Raw genomic sequence first — 16,668 nt, 5'->3', positions numbered from 1 at the left:
TGCGTATCAGCCGGCCAGCGGCTTGCCCATCCGGATCAAGGGGACGGGCACGCCGCCCCGGTCGTCCTCGAACCGCTCCAGTTCGACATAGCCGGAGGAACGGTACAGCGGCTCGCCGCCCAGCGTGGCGACCAGCTCGACCCGGTCGTAGCCGGCGTCGCGGGCGGCGGTCTCGCACAGGTCCAGGATCATCCGGCCGATGCCGCGGCGCAGGAAGTCGGGGTGGGTGTACATGGCGCGCACCCGGGCGGCGTCGACGCCGGGGGTGAGAGGCGCGGGCACCCGGCCGGGGGTGTGGTCGCCGCCATAGGCCGTGATCCGCCGGCTCCAGCCCCCGCAGCCGGCCAGAACCCCGTCCGCCTCGACGATGATATAGGTGCGGTCGGCAATGATCTGGCTGTCCAGCCCCATCAGCACCCGGCTGGCCGCGATCTGATCGGGTGTCAGGAAGGCGGCGAGCGGGCCGGAGATGGCGAGGTCCATCAGGGCGACCAGCACAGGGATATCGGCCTCGGTGGCGAGGCGGTGGGTCAGGTTCATCGCGCTGACAGGGCTGGCCAGGCGATCGAGGTGCCGGCAGCGTAACAGACACCATAGACCAGCACGATCAGCGAGCTCCACAGCACGAAGGGCGTAACCGCGCCCGGATTGAACAGGAAGGCGGGGATCAAAAGCAGTCCACGCAACAGATAGACGGCCGAGATCAGCACCAGTGCCGTACGCATCAGCGGAAGACGCGGAATGAGGCCGGCACCGGAAAAGGCGTAGGCCGCCCAGATCGCCACAACGGCCGCGATGCCCATGGTGATCAGGGTCGGCGTCACCGCGCCGCGCTCGGCCATGCGCGCCATGCCCTCGCCCGCGCCGAAGAACCGGTACCACGACGGTCCGCCAGCGATCACCGCGAGATGCAGCAGGGATGCGGCGGCGCTGAGGACGCCGCCGGCGACGAGGACCGGGTTCTGCATGGGGGGAGGTCCGATCAGGTGCGCTGGAAGGGGTAGAAGTCGCTCCCAAGCTTAAGTATGGCCGTGAGTTCGTCCAGCGCCCCGCGCGTCTCGGCGATCAGGGCGGGGTCGGCGAGGTCGGCGGGGGTCAGGGTGTCGCGGTACCAGCGGTTGGCCCACTGCGACAGACGGGCGTGCAGGGCGTCGGTCAGGCGCATGGCGGGGTTGGTGGCGACCAGCTCGGCCCCGGTCAGGACAACGCGCAGGCGCAGGCAGGCGGGGCCGCCGCCGTTGCGCATCGACTGGCGGACGTCGACGTATTCGACCCGGCCGATGGGGCCGTTGGACGCGGTCAGGCCTTGCGCGACCGCGTGGGCGCGGGGGGTGTCGCGGGTCTCGGTCGGGCAGATCAGGGTCAGGCGGTCCTCGCCCGGGATCTGCACCAGCATGGAGTTGAACAGATAGCTGGAGATGGCGTCGGCGAGGGGCAGGTCGGCGGACGAGACCTCGACGAAGATCGGCTCGAAGCGGGTCGCGGCCGCGCGGATGGCGGCGTGGGTTGCGGCGGTGTCCTCGAAGGCGAGTTCGTGGTGGAACAGGGTGTCGAAGGCCCCGACGCAGACGACGTCATTGTGGAAGGTGCCGCCGGCGATGGCGGCGCGCGACTGTTGGGCGAGGACGACGCCGGACGCGGCGTGGCGGCGGGCGACGGCCTCGGAGGCCTGACGCGTCTGGCGGGCGGGGTAGGGGCCGTCCCAGGCCTCGAAGGCATCGCGCCCCCAGACCAGCAGGTTGACGCCGGGCGCGCCATGCTCGGCGCACAGGCGGACGTGGTTGGCGGCGCCCTCATCGGCCAGATGGCCCACTGCCGGCAAGGCGTCGTGGACGACAAAATGCGCAGCGTCCGGGAAGAGGGCGGCCAAGGCGGGCTTTGTCTGGCCGTGCTCGAGCGAGCGGTGCAGGTTGGTGTGCAGGTTGGCGGGGGTGAAGTGGACCCGGCCGTCGGCGCTGTCGGCGCTGGGCGTCACGGTGGCCGCATTGGCCGCCCACATCGGGCTGGCCGAACAGGCGGCGGCGGCGAAGCTGGGGGCGTCCTTCCAGGCCTGTTCCAGCACCCGGGCGTCGGAGCCGGTGAACCCAAGGCTGCGCAGGAATCCGATGTCAGGCCGCTCGTGCGGGGGCAGGACGAACTGGGGCAGGCCGAGGTCGGCGAGCCGCTTCATCTTGTCGAGGCCCTGCAGGACGGCGGCGCGGGGGTTGGACGGCTCGCCCCGGTTCAGGCTGGAGGCGAGGTTGCCGGGGCTGAGCCCGGCGTAGGAATGGGTCGGGCCGATCAGGCCGTCGGCGTTGGCTTCGATGGCGGTCATGACCTCACCGGAACGATGACGGCACCCGATGCAGCCACAAGCGGCATAACCACGAACCAGACCATGGCAACCAGGATTCCCCCAACCACACCGAGGGCAATCGACTTGCCCCTACCTGGTCCCGGGAGGCTGAAAACGACGATGACCGCAAGTTGGAGGGCGAAGATTATGCACCCCATTTGAAGATAGCCGCCGGAGCTGAGCCGATCTCCCCAGGTCTTCACCCACGTCACGAAGGCAGACTCCACCACAAGCAGTGCAGTCACTATGGCGGCAAAGCGCAGCGGATCAGCGATCCTTTCCGCGATTGTCGGTGGGCCGATACGCCGAGCATTTCCGACGCCGAGGATCACGCCCTCAGCCCCTTGATCTCGCCCTCGATATTCTTGACCGCCCCCGCCTCGAAGCTGGTGACCGGATAGGCGCAGTAGTCGGCGGCGTAATATGCTGACGGCCGGTGGTTGCCGCTGGCGCCGAGGCCGCCGAAGGGCATGTCGCCGGCGGCGCCGGTGGTGGGGCGGTTGAAGTTGACGACGCCGGCGCGGATGCGGCGGATGAAATGGTCCCAGTGCGCGGGGTTGTCGCTGACCAGACCGGCGCTGAGGCCGTAGCGGGTGGCGTTGGCGGCGGCGATGGCGGCCTCGAAGGTCGGGACGCGGGTGACCGACAGGAAGGGGGCGAACATCTCCTCGTCGGGGACGTCGATTCCGGTGACGTCGAGGATCGCGGGCTTCACGAAAGCGGCGGGCAGGTTGTCCACGGGTCCGGAGGCGCGGATGACCCTGGCCCCCATGTCGATGCGCTGCTGCAGGGCGGCGAGGGCCTGTTCGGCGGCGCGCCGCGAGATCAGGGGGCCGCCATAGGGTTCGGGCGTCGAGTCCCAGGGGGCGAAGATCAGGCGCGCGACCAGGGCGTCGACGGCCTCGACGATAGCGTCACCAGCCGGGCCCTCGGGCACGATCAGGCGGCGGGCGCAGGAGCAGCGCTGGCCGGTGGTGACGAAGGCGGACTGGACGACGAGGCCGGCGACGGCCTGGGCATCCGAGGTGTCCCAGACAACGAGCGGATTGTTGCCGCCCAGCTCCAGCGCCAGGATGACGTGGGGATCCTCGGCGAACTTCCTGCGGAAATGGGCCCCGGCCGCGCCGGAGCCGGTGAACATCAGGGCGTCGATCGGCTGGTCCAGCAGGGCGGCCCCGACGTCGCGGCCGCCCTGGACCAGGTTGAAGACGCCGGCGGGAAGGTCGGCCTCCTGCAGGCATTCGGCCATCAGCTGGCCGGTGTGGGGCGTCTCCTCCGACGGCTTGAACACCACAGTGTCGCCCGCCAGCAGCGCGGGGACGATGTGGCCGTTGGGCAGGTGGCCGGGGAAGTTGAACGGCCCCAGCACCGCCGCCACGCCGTGCGGGCGGTGGCGCAGGGTGGCGTGGCCGAAGGCAGTTTCGGCGGTGCGTTCGCCGGTGCGCTCGTCATAGGCGCGGATGGACAGGTCGACCTTGCCGGCCATGGAACCCAGCTCGGCGGTAGTCTCCCACAGGGCCTTGCCGGTTTCGCGGGAGATGGCCTCGGCGAAGGCGGGGGCACGGGCTTTCAGCGCGGCCTGATAGCGTTTCATCGCCTCGATGCGGTCGGCGCGCGGCCGGTCGGCCCAGTCGGGGAAGGCGGCGCGGGCGGCCTCCACGGCGGTGCCGACCTGTTTGGCCGAGGCTTCGTTACCGCGCCAGACGGAGGCACCGGTCGCCGGGTCGATGGAGACGAAACCGTCGCCGGAGCCGTCGGACCACTGGCCGTCGATGAAGAGTTTGCCGTCGGTCATCAGGGCCTCACGATTTCACGCGGACGGTATCGCCCGCCCGGACCTTCAGGCCATCGGCGACCTCGGTAGTCAGCTGGACGGTGTCGCCGTCGATCGCCGCCCGGGCCCGCAGGGCGCGGAACGACGACACGCTGTCGGTCGACACCAGCGACGGCAGCTCGGCCTCGACCTCATCGGCCAGAATGACCGTGAGCCGGCGCGCGTCGCGGACGGTGCGGATGTGATCCCGCGGGCAGGTCACGGTCGGCCCGGCGTCGAAGATATCGACCAGACCGTTGGGACGGAAGCCCTCGCTTTCCAGCAGGGCCATGGCCGCGACGCCCTGGGGATGGACCTTGCCGATGACGGCGCGGGCAGGCTCGGGCAGCAGCTCGACATAGATGGGGTGGCGCGGGGCCAGGTCGAGGATGAACTGCTTGTCGGTCGAACCGGTCATCAGGTCGGCCTGGTCGAAGTCCATCGGGAAGAATTTGTGCGCCACATGGTCCCAGAAGGGGCAGGCCCCGTCAGGTGTGAAAACGCCCCGCAACTCAGCCAGCACGGTCTCGGCGAACAGGTCGGGCTGGGCCCCGATCAGCATGTAGCGCGACTGGCTGAGCAGGCGGCCGGCCCCGCCCTTTCTCCGGTCGGCCTTGAGGAAGAGGGAACCGACTTCGGTCCATCCGGAGCATTCGTTGACCAGCGTCAGGGTCTGGTGATCCAGCCGGAGGCCCAGCGATGGCGACTGGGCCGGGTTGTTGGCGATCCGGAAGGAGAAGAACGGGCGTTTGAGGCCGACCGTGGCCTTGACGCTGGCTATGCCGTCGACGTCGCCGGTGTCGGTCTCCTCCATCATCAAGGTGTACCACCGCTCCTGCACGGGGAGCTGGCCGGTGAAGCTGTCACGGCTGACGTCGAGGCGTTCGGAGAGCTGGTCTGGGTCTTCGGGGAGGCTGGTGAAGCCGGGCCCGGACAGGATGGCCAGCTCCAGCAGATGGTCGAGGTCGGCAGGGCCGGCGGGGCGGACGACGAGCATCAGCAGCGCCCCTCTCTTCTTTCGTCATTCCGGGCGAAGGCGCGGAGCGCCGTAGACCCGGAACAGGGCGGCGCTGGAGCGAAGCGCAAGCGAAATGGTTCAGCGAATGCGTGTGCGGCAGGTTCGCGCTCTCGCGCGCCGCCCTGTTCCGGGTCTACGCTTCGCTGCGCCCGGAATGACGAAAGCGAGCGCATCACATCGTCTCCAGACGCAGGCGCTTGAGCCGTTCGGCATCGATCTCGCCCGAGGCGATCTTGCACAGCATCAGGGTCGACAGCTGCGCCCGCTCCACGAAACTGTCCGGCCACGCGAACTCGTCCGGCGAGTGGATCAGTCCGCCGCGAACGCCCAGGGTATCGATATTGGGCAGGCCGGCGGCGTGCAGGTTGTTGCCTTCGCAGACCCCGCCGGAGGGGGACCAGGCGATCGTCTGGCCCAGCAGGGCTCCGGTCTCGCGGACGGCCTCGAACAGGGCGGTCTGTGCTGCGTCCATGGGCTTGGGCGGACGGGTGAAGCCGCCGTGCAGATCCAGCGTCAGCCCCTCGAACGGCGGAGATGCGGCGAGGGCGGCCAGCTCGACCGTGATCCAGTCTGCGGCGTCCAGATCGGGGACGCGGACGTTGAAGCGGACCACAGCATTGTCGGCCACGACGTTCAGGGGACCGCCCCCGGCGATGCGGGCGACATTGACTGTGACGCCGTCGCGCTGGCCGTTCAGGGCATGCAGGGCGGCGGCGAGGACGGCGGCCCCGGCCACAGCATTGGCCCCCTCGTGGAAGGCGCGGCCGGCATGGGCGGCGCGGCCGGTGACGATCAGATGAAAGTTGCCACTGCCCTTGCGCGCCCCGGCCAGGGTGCCATCGGCCAGCGCCGGCTCGTAGGTCATGCCGACATGGCCGCGTGCGCCGAGCTCCGCCAGCAGGGGAGCCGAGGCGGGTGAGCCGATCTCCTCGTCCGGGGACAGCAGCACGGTCCAGCCGACCCGCTCGCGCTCCGGGTGGGTCTCGAAGGCGGCGAGCGCGCCCAGCATGACCGAGATGCCCCCCTTCATGTCAGCGATGCCCGGGCCGTTCAGGGCCCCGTCGGGGCGCGCGGTCACGGTCTGGAAGGGGCTGTCGGCGGGATAGACGGTATCGTAGTGACCGGTCAGGACGACCTGGATGGGAGCCTCCGGCCGGGCCGTGATCCTGAGGGCGTCGGCCCGGGACTGGGGCCGCAGGGTGCCGTCGTCGCCGACGGTGGAGAAACCGGCGGTGGGAATGCGCTCGACCTCGGCAGGGAGGCGTCGGGTCTCCGCGTCCAGCCGGTCGAGCATGGCGTTCAGACCGTCGGCGTTGTCGCTGCCCGAGTTGACCTGGGCCCAGTCGACCGCGCGATCAACGAGGACCGACGCCCCCCGCCCGACCAGGTCGAGGGCGGCCTGATCCTGTGGGAGAATCCGCATCGCGGGACCCTAGCCGGACCCGCAGCAAAGGTGAACCCCGTGTCCGGGGGCGGGCCGCACGTTGAAAAGGGGCGGCGATCCATGTAAAGGACAGTTGTCACAACGGGAGCTTGCAGATGTCTGACTGGATCAAGGCGATCAATCCGACCAGCGCGATCACGACCGAGGCCGAGGCCGAACGCGCGGCCAGGGCCAGCGCGATTTCCATCTTCATCGGCGTGGCCGTGGGACTGGTCAGCGTGGCTTGGACCTTGGCCAATCCAGGAGCCATTGCAGAGGCCGCTGCGGCCGCATCCACGACCCAGGGCGATACCGACGCCGCAGCCGCAGGCGCCGCCGTCGCCACCCAGGCCGCAATCTGGGGCGGAGCGGCCATGGTGGTGATCCAGCTGATCCTCGGGGTGGTGCAGTGGCGATCGCCCGGCAAATTCATCGCCATCCTGTTCATGGTCCTGATTGCCCTGGGTCTGGCCTCGGCGGCGATCACGCCCCTGATGGCCGGCCTCATGCCCGACGTTCCGACAACGCCGATCTGGCAGATCGCGCTGTCGGTGGTGATTCTGGTGGTCCAGCTGGTGCTGCATGCTGCCGGACTGAGGGGCATCAGCCGGCTGGACCGGATCCAGATGGAGCAGGCCCGCTAATCGGGCACCGACCGGTTGGGCCGGCGATCCTGCGCCCCGGTGCCGGGGACACGGGATTGTCGGCGCCAGCGGATGGACAGGGTGGCGTCGCCCTGACCGCCGAACTCCGAGCTGATCGCGAGATTGCGGCGGACCTGCCATTCCACATTGACGGCCGCCCCGCCTTCGCCGCCGCCGATGATCTCCAGATAGACGTCATCGGTGATGTAGCGGCCACCCGCGACGGTCAGGGCCGAGGCCTCGCCGCCGAAGGACAGCCGGTCCAGCCCGGCCAGCTCGCGCAGGTTGCCGATCACATCGAACCCGCCGCCGCCCGCGAGGGAGGCTACGCCCGCCGCCAGCTGGGCGGCTTCGAACGGGGACAGCTGGGACGCCGAGCGGCCGAACAGGACCTGGGACAGGATTTCATCCTGCGGCAGGGCGGGCGTCGAGGTCAGCAGGATCTCCGGACGGGCGGCCGTTCCCGTCACCCGGATCGTCGCCGTCAGGGCCGGGTCCTCACGGACGGCCGACAGGTTCAGGCGAATGCGCTCGGGATCGGTCGACAGGGTGACCGTGCCCTGGTCATCGAAGACGAAGCGCTTGCCGGCGAAGTCGTAGTCGCCGCGCACCACGCTGGCGGTACCCCCCAGGATCGGCTGGGCCACCGTCCCGGTGACGCGGGCGTTGACGTTGAGCATCACGTTCAGACCGCGCCCGGCCACCTGAACATTGCCGCCGCGCGAGCGCAGCCGGATGTCGAGACCGATCTGGGGGCCGCGGCTGGGGCCGGCCTCGTCGGTGGCGACCGGATCACCCCCGGGGCGGTTGATCTCGACGACGTCCATGCCGACGACTCCGCTGGAGCCGGGCGGATTGGCCTCGATCCGGGCCTCGTCGATGTCGATCTCTCCGGCCAGCCGGATGTTGCCGTCCGGACCCCGCACCACGGTGAGCGGGCCGGAGGCGCGGGCTTCGGCGATGTCGTTGTCGATGATGCGGAAGCGCGTCAGGGCCAGCTGGAAGCTGGAGCCGGATCCCTCCCGCAGGCCGATGCGACCCCGACCGGACACAGTGCCGCCGGCATCATCGGTGGCCGTGAACGTCTCGACCAGGGCCGTGGCGTCGTCGAAGCGACTGGCCAGGACCACATCGTCCAGCACCAGGCCGACGGCATTGTCGCGGAATTGCCCCTCGGCCAGACCCAGCCGGCCGGTCAGGGCGGGGTCGGCGAGGGTCCCGCCCAGGGTGGCGCGGACGTCGACCTGGCCGGCCAGGGTCCGTTCGCCGCCGAAGAAGACATCCCAGATCGGCTGGATCTGGCCGCGGACGACGACGTCGCCCGACATGGGCCGGGTTCGGGCGATCGCCAGCCGGAGCGGTGCGGCGGAAGCCTCGACCGGCAAGGTCACGTCGGCGCTGGCGGTGAGGGCGTCGGTCCCGGCCGCGTTGGCCTGGAGACGCAGGGTGTTGTTGACGAGGGTGGCGTTGACCGCGCCGTTGACCGAGAGGCCGCGCGGGGCGTCGAGGCTCCGCAGCTGGGCCAGGTTGACACTGGCGGATCCCGACAGGTCATCGCCGGCTCCGCGAAGGGAGACCCGGCCGGTGACCCGCCCCCGCAGATCGGGCGCGATCGATCCCAGTTCGACGCTGGTCAGGTCGGCCTGGAGGACGGCGGCGGTGGAGTCCTGGCGCAGTTCGCCGATCAGCATGCCACCGCCGACCGAGAGATCCACGCGGACGACACGTCCGTCGCCGGACAGGGCGACCACGGCGGGATTGCGGGTGGCGAAATCGATGTCCCGGACACTGCCCGAGCCCTCGAGCGTGACGCTCTGCGCCGGACCGGTCCGGGCGTAGACGCCGGATCCGGAGAAGGACAGCGGGGTCGCGCCTCCGACATCGGTCGTCAGGGTGAAGGGCAGGCGGGCGAGCGTGCCGCGCCCGTTCAGGGCGAGGGTTCGGATGACATAGTCCGATCCGGCGAACCGGACGTTGCGGCCTGTGACATCGACGATGGCGGTGTCGTTCCCCGCGCCCTCGGTCAGGCGCACGCGCCCCTCGGCGGTACCCGAGGCCAGGAAGGCCCCCGGGCGGGCCGAGAAGGTCAGGTCGGCGCTTGAGGGCGCGTTGTTGGCCAGGGCCAGCGCGCCCTGGGCCACGACACCGCCGGCGTTCACATCCACCTCGCTCAGACGAATCCGGGAGCCGCCCAGAAAGAAGTTCCCGGCCGCGCGCGCGGGACCGTAGTTGGAGCCGGCCGTGAGCACGATCCGTCCATCGGACGAGTCCTCGCCCCGGCGGAAGCTCAGCACGAGGTCGGCGTCCGTCAGGGTCAGGGGACCGGCTGCGATGCTGTCGAAGGCGGCCGTCAGATCGGCGCGCGGCCTTGCCAGGGTCCCGGTCAGGGCACCGTCTCCGGTCATGGCACCGTCGATAGCCACGGGTCCCACACCGAAGGGCCCACGGGCATCCCAGTCGAGGGCCAGGCGCAGCCGGCCGTCCGCCTCGATCAGCCCGCGTGCCGACGCGGTTCCGGCGGAGCCGGTGAGCCGGCCCTGCTCGATCGCGATCCGGCCGTCATTGAGGCCCCCCGCCAGTTGCAGGCGCGGCGTGGCTCCCAGAAGGCGGTCCAGTTCCTCCATACCCGTGGCGAGGTTCGTGCCCCGTCCATCGAAGGCCAGGGTCCAGGGCGCGCCGCTGCGGGCCGAGGCGGCCTGGATGGGGCCTCCAAACGTGCCGCTCGCTCCCGGACGGAGTCGTCCGATGTCCGTGATTTCGGCCCGGCCCCGGAAGCCGAGACGCCCCGTCAGGCCGCGTCCGCCCGAGCCGGTTAGGGTCAGGGCGGCCCCACGCGCGTCGATCTCTTCCAGAAGAAGGGCACCGTCGGCGAGGCGTGAGGCCTCGAAGCCGATCCGGGGCGCGGACCCCAGAAGGGCTCCCACCACCCCGTCGGCGCGGCCGCCGGCAGCGGTGATGGTGCCCCGCAGCGTCAGGCGGCCGCCATCGGCCGCAAGGTCGAGCGGGCCGGTGATGGTGTCCGCCTGATAGCTGGCCAGGGTCGCGTTGGTCAGACGCACATCGCCGTCCAGGGTCCAGCGGTCCGCGTCACCGCTGAAGCGGCCGGTCCAGCCGGCCGCCCCGGCGGTCGTCACGCCCGCGAGCCGACTCAAGGAGTTGGTCGACACCGTCAGCGCCATCCCGTCCGGAACGCTGCGGTCCGAGAGGTCGACCATGCCCTGTGCACTGGATTCCAGATTGTCCGCGATCAACCGCCAGGCGACGCCCTGCAGATCCTCCTGTTCGGGATTGGGTATGGCGGCGAAGCCGAAGCGGGCGGTGCGTCCGATCCGTTCGACGACCGGTTCCAGCAGATCCGATCCACTGAAGTCGAAATACCCGGAGACGCGGGCACCCTGCTGGCCATAGCGACCGCGAACGGTCAGCGGCGTGAACTCGCCGGTGCGGACGGTCGCATTGATGATCTCGCCATTGACCAGGGCATTGGCGGCGAAGGGCTGATCGGTTGAATAGCCGAGGGATCCGGCAAGGGGCCCGCCCCGGGCCTCACTGGCCCGCAGATTGAGGCGGAGATCCTCCGGCTTCTCGCCGAGCGTCGCCGCCAGACGAAGGAAGTCCCCCGGTCGGTTCAGGCTGTAGGCGCTGAGGGTCGCGGTTCTGTCCCCGGATCGGGGCACGGTGGCCTCGCCGGTCAGCCGCCAACGGCCATACTCCCGGGAGAAGCCCTCCATCAGTTCCACGTCCGCGGTCAGGCGGTCGATATCGATGCCGATCGGCAGCGGACGCGATGGCTGGCCATCCGGCGGCTCGATCTCGGGCCGACGTAGCAGCCGGATCGATCCGGCCGTGATCTCGGTGGCATGGAAGCGGCGTGTCACCAAAGGCCAGTAGTTCCAGTCAACGCGAACGTTCCGGGCATCCAGCCAGATTCCCTGCGCGTCCGTGACCGTCACCCGATCCAGGGTGAAATCGTTGAACAGATCGCCCGACAGGCCCTCGACATTGATGCGCCCGTAGCGGCCGATCTTCTGGCCGGTGACGAAGCCGGTGACCAGCTCGCGGCCCGGACCCGTCAGGAGATACATCCGTCCGCCGAAGACGAGGACCAGGATCAGGGCGACGACGCCGACCAGACCGAGCCCGCCGAAAAACACAATCCGCTGAAGGCGCGTGCGCTGACGCTTTTCCGCGGCAGCGGGCGTGTCGGGCAGGTCGGGGTGCGGGGCCGGCTCTGTCAAAACGCCTGACCGATGCTGACGTAGACCTGGAAGTCCGCGTCGCCCTCACGCTTGTCCAGCGGGAAGGCGATGTCGGCGCGGATGGGACCGAACGACAGATTGTACCGGGCCCCGACGCCGACCGCGTATCTCAGATTGGAAAAGTCGGGCGTCTCGTCAAAGCCGATCGCCCCTGCATCGACAAAGGCCACGGCCCCGAAATTCCGCCCGAGGTCGCGCCGCACCTCGCCAGAGATCTCGAAGAGGGACAGGCCGCCGCGCGGCGTATTGTCCGGCAATCGGGGGCCGACCCCCTGATAGGCATAGCCGCGAACAGAGCCGCCGCCACCCGAGTAAAACAGCCGGTCGGCAGGGACGCTGAGCTCGCCCCCGCCCACGATGGTTCCGAGCCGCACGCGGCCAGCGGCGACCGTCTTCGCGGCTTCCTGAAGAGGCAGGTAGGCGGTCAGCTGGCTCTCGGCGCGAATGAAGAGAATGGTGTCCTGACCGGTCACGGCCGTCGGCTGGACATTGAGTGTCGCCCGCCATCCGGTCGTGGGGTTCAAGGGATCGTTGGACTGGTCCAGGTAGGCACTGCCCCGGCCCGTCAGGATGGCGAGATCACGGCTGGAGCTGATCGGGACCTGGGTCTCCGGATCAAACCGGTTCTCATCATAGCGGCCGGCGTCCAGCCCCACGCCGAAACTGTAGAAGGAGGTCTTCCCGATCCTGCGACGCAGGTCGGCGGAGAGCACCGCCGCGGTCCTGCGATAGGCGTCGGTATCCTCGTTCACGGCCGCCGCCTGCAGGGCCAGGGTCTGGCCGGGCTGACGCCAGTGGGGCAGGGACAGGTCAGCCCCGATCCGGCTGTCGATATCCGCCAGTCGGGCTTCGAAACGCAGCGTATCGGCGCGGCCGAAGCGGTTGTACCAGGTCCAGATCGCGTCGACGCCGGAGCCGTCCGCGGTCGAGAAGGTGGCACCAGCCTCGAGGATCCGGCGCGGACGGTCGGTCACAGTGACAATGATCGGGCGGTTGCCCTCGGCCGTCGTCTGGTCCTCCGGGGTCAGGGCAACGGAGACCCCGTCATACACCCCGGTGTCCAGAAGGCGCCGCTCCAGCTCGGCGACCTGATCGGGATCATAGCGGTCGCCCTCCTGCCAGGGGGCCAGACCGGCGACCCAGGCCGGATTGGTGGGGCCACGGGTTTCCAGTCTGACGCCGTCAAGCCGGACCAGCGGCCCCGAGTCGATGTTGTAGGTCGGGGCCACGGTCTGCGTCGCATGGTCGACAACCACGCGACGCGGCTCGGTGGACGCATCGGGATAGCCCTGCCGGGTCAGGCTGGCGATGATGCGGCCCTCGGCGGCGATGACGTCCGCTGCCCTCCCGGGTTCGCCGGCCTCCAGCCCGATGTCGGACCGCGCGGTCCGGATCACCTCATCGTCGGGTTCGGGGGCGGTCCAGCGGATCCGCGGCTCGGTGAGCACGAAGCGTGGCCCCGGGGCAATCCGGACCACGGCAACCGGACTGTCTTCGCCCTCGACGTCGGATTCGATCTCAGGCTGGTAGTAGCCTTCCGACCGTAGCAGGGCCTCGGCCGACTCGCGGGCTGCCGCGGCGCGGCGTCGGGCCTCGAACCCGTTCGAAGGCGGACCGTCGACCTCTCCGATGGCCTGAACGAGCAGGGCGCGCAGGTCCGGTTCCAGGTCGCCCTGAACGACTGCCCGCGGATCCGCGCGGGCAGGGGAGGCCAGGGGCACTCCGCCCATGACAAGTGCCGCCACGACAGCGGAAGCGACCGAGAAGGGATGGAGTCTTGACGTCAAACTGAAATCCCGTGGAGCGGGACCCGACGGGGGGTCACGGCGTGGTAGATGCCCCCTCAACCATCGAAACGCGCCGACCTTGCGGTCGTTCAATAGAACAGGGTTTCGCTTTCGGGTCGAACCGTCTGTTCGGACGTCTGTTCCCCGGGCGGGATTGGAGTTGAGTTCGGCGGGCACAGGATCTGTCGCCGCGCCCGGGTCGGTCGCGGGAACGCCCTGATTCCCCGCTGCCGGAGTGGATTCGGCCTCAATCGGCACGGGGGCCGTCTCAAGATCCGGCCCCTGCGGGTCCTCACAGCCCCCAAGGGCAAGCGCTGCGCCGAACATCGCGAGCCAGATCAGCTGTTTCATGTGGTGTCTCCCCCGAAGGTCGGCGTCGAAACGCGCCGTGAACCGGGCTGTTCCATAGCGGCTTCACGCGTATCGGTCACGCCGGTTCCGAGGATCGTCGGCAACCAATCCTTTGTCTCTTTCTGGCAGAACGGGAGAATGCAAGGAAACCCGATATGACGGTGAACGGCTATGCGATGGTCGCCCAGGTGCGTCATCGTGAATTGAAGACGCGGATCGGCCTTGCGGCCTTCATCACGCTCACGGCCTGGTTCCTGACCCAGTCGTTCTGGCCCATGGCATGGTTCGGTGCGGTGGTGGCGACCCAGGTCCTCGACTGGTTCGTTTTCCGTCCCCTGCGTCTGCACCCCACGCGTGAACCCACAACCCGATACAAGGTCGCGCTCTGTGCCACAGCCGCGATCAATGTGATCGTCTATTCCGGCATCGCGGCCTGGCTCTGGGTCGCCGGCGGGGAGCCGGGGCGTCTGTTCGCCATCATCCAGGTGGCGGGCGGGCTTCTGCACGTCAGCCTGCACATGCACCATGTCCGGCCGCTGCTGTTTTCCGCTGTGATTCCCCACAGCCTGTATTTCCTCGGCCTCCCCGTCCTGGGTGCGGTCGTCGATCAGCGCCCGGAAGAGCTGCTCATCTCGGTCGGCGGGGTGCTGTACATGATGCATCTGGTCGTGACGGTCCGGCAGAGTTCCATGACGACGACGGCGCTTCAGGCCGCCAATACCGAGGCCCGCGTCGAACGGCGCAAGGCCGAGGTCGCGAGCGCTGCCAAGTCGGACTTCCTGGCCGTCATCAGCCACGAGATCCGGACCCCGATGAATGCCGTCATCTCGGCCGCCAATCTGCTGCGGCGGACGCGGCTGGACCGCGAGCAGCGGGAACATGTGTCCATGCTGCTGGACGCCGGCGATGTGCTGGTGGGTCTGCTGAACGACGTGCTCGACTTCTCCAAGATCGAGGCCGGCAAGATGGAGTTGGAATCCTCGGTCATGGACCTGCGCGAGAAGCTCGGGTCGCTCGGCCGCCTGTGGCAGCCGCGCGCCTCGGCCAACGGGGTCCGGCTGAAAATCCAGATCGACCCCGATGTGCCGGATTTCATCCGTACGGATCCCCTGCGGCTGCAGCAGATGCTGTTCAACCTGCTGTCCAATGCGGTCAAATTCACCGAGGACGGGTCGATCACCGTCCTCGTCGAGTGGCAGGCGGCGGACAGCCGGCTGGTGGTGTCGGTGGTGGACACCGGGTGCGGCATCCCGTCCGCCCGGCTGGTGCACATCTTCGACAGCTTCGCCCAGGTCGACGCCAGCACCACGCGCAAGTTCGGCGGAACCGGCCTCGGCCTCGCCATCAGCCGCAAGCTGGCCGAGATCATGGGCGGAAGCCTGACGGCCGAAAGCGTGGAGGGCCGGGGCTCGACCTTCACGCTCAGCCTGCCGGTCGAGTTCGTGGCGCAAGAGACGACGCAAACCCGCAGGAAGGCCGAGGTCCAGGCCGGACTGGAAGGGCGGGTCATCCTCGCCGCCGACGACCACGCCGTGAACCGTCGTATCCTGACCCTGCTGCTGGAGCCGCACGGTTGCCGGATCGTCCTGGTCGAGAACGGGGCCGAGGCGGTCGAGGCGGCGCGCACCCAGCGCTTCGACGCCATCCTGATGGACATGCAGATGCCGGTCATGGACGGGCTGGAAGCGACCAAACGGATCCGGGCCGGCGGGCTGAACCAGCGCACCCCCCTGATCGCCCTGACCGCCAATGCCATGGACGTGCACCGGTCGGCCTGGGACGAGACGGGGGTCCATGCCTTCCTGACCAAGCCGATCGATCTGGTGCTGCTGGCCGCCACCCTGACCGAGGCGTGCGCGGCCCGGGACGAGGCTCAGGGCGCGGCGGCCTGACGCCACAGGGCCAGGGCGGCGTCCAGCGACAGGGCCGTCGCGGGCTCCATCGCCCCGGCCTCGCCGTCGAACCGGGGAGACGGGGCCGGCTGGACCGGTGATCCGGCGAAGGTGCCCCGCGCGCGGTTGTGCGGATGGTCGGCCGCCTCCGCGAAGGTCAGGACCGGCGTGACACAGGCCTCGGTGCCGGCGAAATGGTCGGCCCAATCATCGCGGGTGCGGGCCCTGAAAAGCGCCTCGAACCGCTCATGCAGGGCGGGCCAGCCGCTGGGCGGGAACTGGGTGGCGCTATCCGGGTCGACGCCGAGCCCCCGCAGCAGGGCGGCATAGAACCGGGGCTCCAGCGCGCCGACCGCGACGAACTGATCGTCGGCACAGGTGTAGCAGCGATAGAAGGGGCTCCCCCCGTCCAGCAGGTTGCTCCCGCGCGCATCCGACCACAGCCCGCTGGCCGACAGGGCGAGGAACAGGCTGGACAGCAGGGCGACCCCGTCGGTCATGGCGGCATCCACGACCCGGCCCCGACCCGTCGTCCGGGCCTCGATCACCGCCGCCAGCACGCCCGTGACCAGCAGCATGGCCCCACCGCCATAGTCTCCGACCAGATTCAGGGGCGGGCGCGGCGGCCGGTCGGGCTCGCCCATCGCATGAAGCGCCCCGGTCAGGGCGATGTAGTTCAGGTCGTGACCGACCGTCTGCGCCAGCGGCCCGGTCTGGCCCCAGCCGGTGATCCGGCCGAACACCAGCCGGGGATTGCGGGCCAGACAGGCCTCGGGCCCCAGCCCCAGCCGCTCCAGCACGCCCGGGCGGAACCCCTCGATGACCGCATCGGCGGCCGCCACCAGATCCAGCACCCGTTCGCGATCCGCCGAAGCCTTCAGATCGACCGCCACCGCCGCCCGGCCGCGGTGCAGCACCGCCCCGCCGACATCGCCGAAGACACCCGCCCCATCGGACCGGGTCAGGCGCACGACCTCGGCCCCCAGATCGGCCAGCACCATGCCCGCGAAGGTGACCGGCCCCAGCCCGTCGAACTCGAGGATGCGCACGCCGGAAAGAGGTTTCATGTCGTCGGGGGCCGTCTTGCTTGAGAAGAATCGATCGGGACACGGGTCTTGACCCGGGGCCTGTGATGAACCAGAAGGC

General features: G+C 69.7%; 12 protein-coding genes. 2 read left to right on the top strand and 10 right to left on the bottom strand.

Annotated elements, in window-relative coordinates; translation table 11 throughout:
* Positions 1–6: 6 nt before the first annotated feature.
* The 7 genes from SJY26_RS15920 to SJY26_RS15890 all read right to left on the bottom strand — a co-directional run bounded on the left by SJY26_RS15920 (position 7) and on the right by SJY26_RS15890 (position 6,589).
* The gene (locus tag SJY26_RS15920) at positions 7–540 is read right to left on the bottom strand and encodes a GNAT family N-acetyltransferase (protein ID WP_396593954.1); all 534 of its coding nucleotides are present in this window, start codon (positions 538–540) and stop codon (positions 7–9) included.
* Positions 537–968 carry a hypothetical protein gene (locus SJY26_RS15915; protein WP_396593953.1) on the bottom strand — a complete coding sequence of 144 codons (432 nt, stop codon included), beginning with the start codon at positions 966–968 and terminating at the stop codon, positions 537–539. The genes SJY26_RS15920 and SJY26_RS15915 overlap by 4 nt, the downstream gene beginning before the upstream one ends.
* A gap of 14 nt (positions 969–982) precedes the next feature.
* The gene (gene astB, locus SJY26_RS15910; protein ID WP_396593952.1) at positions 983–2,314 is read right to left on the bottom strand and encodes an N-succinylarginine dihydrolase; all 1,332 of its coding nucleotides are present in this window, start codon (positions 2,312–2,314) and stop codon (positions 983–985) included.
* A complete protein-coding gene (locus SJY26_RS15905) occupies positions 2,311–2,667 on the bottom strand; it encodes a hypothetical protein (protein WP_396593951.1) in 357 nt (118 codons plus the stop codon). The genes astB and SJY26_RS15905 overlap by 4 nt, the downstream gene beginning before the upstream one ends.
* Complete coding sequence (gene astD / locus SJY26_RS15900; protein WP_396593950.1) at positions 2,664–4,130, bottom strand: succinylglutamate-semialdehyde dehydrogenase; 1,467 nt, start codon at positions 4,128–4,130, stop codon at positions 2,664–2,666. Before astD ends, SJY26_RS15905 begins: the two co-directional genes overlap by 4 nt.
* 7 nt (positions 4,131–4,137) lie before the next feature.
* Positions 4,138–5,145: an arginine N-succinyltransferase gene (locus SJY26_RS15895; protein ID WP_396593949.1), complete on the bottom strand. Its 1,008-nt coding sequence runs from the start codon at positions 5,143–5,145 to the stop codon at positions 4,138–4,140.
* Between the two features lie 193 nt (positions 5,146–5,338).
* Positions 5,339–6,589, bottom strand: a complete 1,251-nt coding sequence (locus SJY26_RS15890; RefSeq protein WP_396593948.1) for a hydrolase — start codon at positions 6,587–6,589, stop codon at positions 5,339–5,341.
* A gap of 116 nt (positions 6,590–6,705) precedes the next feature.
* On the opposite strand from SJY26_RS15890, the gene SJY26_RS15885 reads away from it, so the two are divergent.
* Positions 6,706–7,233 (top strand): hypothetical protein, encoded by a 528-nt coding sequence (locus SJY26_RS15885; RefSeq protein WP_396593947.1) that lies wholly within the window; start codon positions 6,706–6,708, stop codon positions 7,231–7,233.
* Here SJY26_RS15885 and SJY26_RS15880 read toward each other — a convergent pair.
* Both SJY26_RS15880 and SJY26_RS15875 read right to left on the bottom strand, forming a co-directional pair.
* Positions 7,230–11,471 carry a translocation/assembly module TamB domain-containing protein gene (locus SJY26_RS15880; protein WP_396593946.1) on the bottom strand — a complete coding sequence of 1,414 codons (4,242 nt, stop codon included), beginning with the start codon at positions 11,469–11,471 and terminating at the stop codon, positions 7,230–7,232. The two genes, SJY26_RS15885 and SJY26_RS15880, sit on opposite strands and share 4 nt — an antisense overlap.
* Entirely contained in the window at positions 11,468–13,222 is a 1,755-nt protein-coding gene (locus SJY26_RS15875) for an autotransporter assembly complex family protein (protein WP_396595789.1), read from the bottom strand. The genes SJY26_RS15880 and SJY26_RS15875 overlap by 4 nt, the downstream gene beginning before the upstream one ends.
* Before the next feature lie 563 nt (positions 13,223–13,785).
* Here SJY26_RS15875 and SJY26_RS15870 point away from each other — a divergent pair.
* Positions 13,786–15,522 (top strand): ATP-binding protein, encoded by a 1,737-nt coding sequence (locus SJY26_RS15870; protein ID WP_396593945.1) that lies wholly within the window; start codon positions 13,786–13,788, stop codon positions 15,520–15,522.
* Here the strand turns inward: SJY26_RS15870 and SJY26_RS15865 are convergent.
* Entirely contained in the window at positions 15,504–16,589 is a 1,086-nt protein-coding gene (locus SJY26_RS15865) for a CaiB/BaiF CoA transferase family protein (RefSeq protein ID WP_396593944.1), read from the bottom strand. The genes SJY26_RS15870 and SJY26_RS15865 overlap by 19 nt on opposite strands.
* Positions 16,590–16,668 lie beyond the last annotated feature (79 nt).

This window comes from Brevundimonas sp. R86498, from assembly GCF_044598075.1.
Lineage (GTDB): Bacteria > Pseudomonadota > Alphaproteobacteria > Caulobacterales > Caulobacteraceae > Brevundimonas.
This window is presented reverse-complemented; position numbering and strand designations above follow the sequence as displayed.

Bases quoted from the DNA above. Each gene is read 5' to 3' on its own strand.
- SJY26_RS15885 (WP_396593947.1), top strand. From the start codon at position 6,706: ATGTCTGACTGGATCAAGGCGATCAATCCGACCAGCGCGATCACGACC.
- SJY26_RS15875 (WP_396595789.1), bottom strand. From the start codon at position 13,222: ATGGGCGGAGTGCCCCTGGCCTCCCCTGCCCGCGCGGATCCGCGGGCA.
- SJY26_RS15915 (WP_396593953.1), bottom strand. From the start codon at position 968: ATGCAGAACCCGGTCCTCGTCGCCGGCGGCGTCCTCAGCGCCGCCGCA.
- SJY26_RS15890 (WP_396593948.1), bottom strand. From the start codon at position 6,589: ATGCGGATTCTCCCACAGGATCAGGCCGCCCTCGACCTGGTCGGGCGG.
- SJY26_RS15920 (WP_396593954.1), bottom strand. From the start codon at position 540: ATGAACCTGACCCACCGCCTCGCCACCGAGGCCGATATCCCTGTGCTG.
- SJY26_RS15895 (WP_396593949.1), bottom strand. From the start codon at position 5,145: ATGCTCGTCGTCCGCCCCGCCGGCCCTGCCGACCTCGACCATCTGCTG.
- SJY26_RS15865 (WP_396593944.1), bottom strand. From the start codon at position 16,589: ATGAAACCTCTTTCCGGCGTGCGCATCCTCGAGTTCGACGGGCTGGGG.
- astD (WP_396593950.1), bottom strand. From the start codon at position 4,130: ATGACCGACGGCAAACTCTTCATCGACGGCCAGTGGTCCGACGGCTCC.
- astB (WP_396593952.1), bottom strand. From the start codon at position 2,314: ATGACCGCCATCGAAGCCAACGCCGACGGCCTGATCGGCCCGACCCAT.
- SJY26_RS15870 (WP_396593945.1), top strand. From the start codon at position 13,786: ATGACGGTGAACGGCTATGCGATGGTCGCCCAGGTGCGTCATCGTGAA.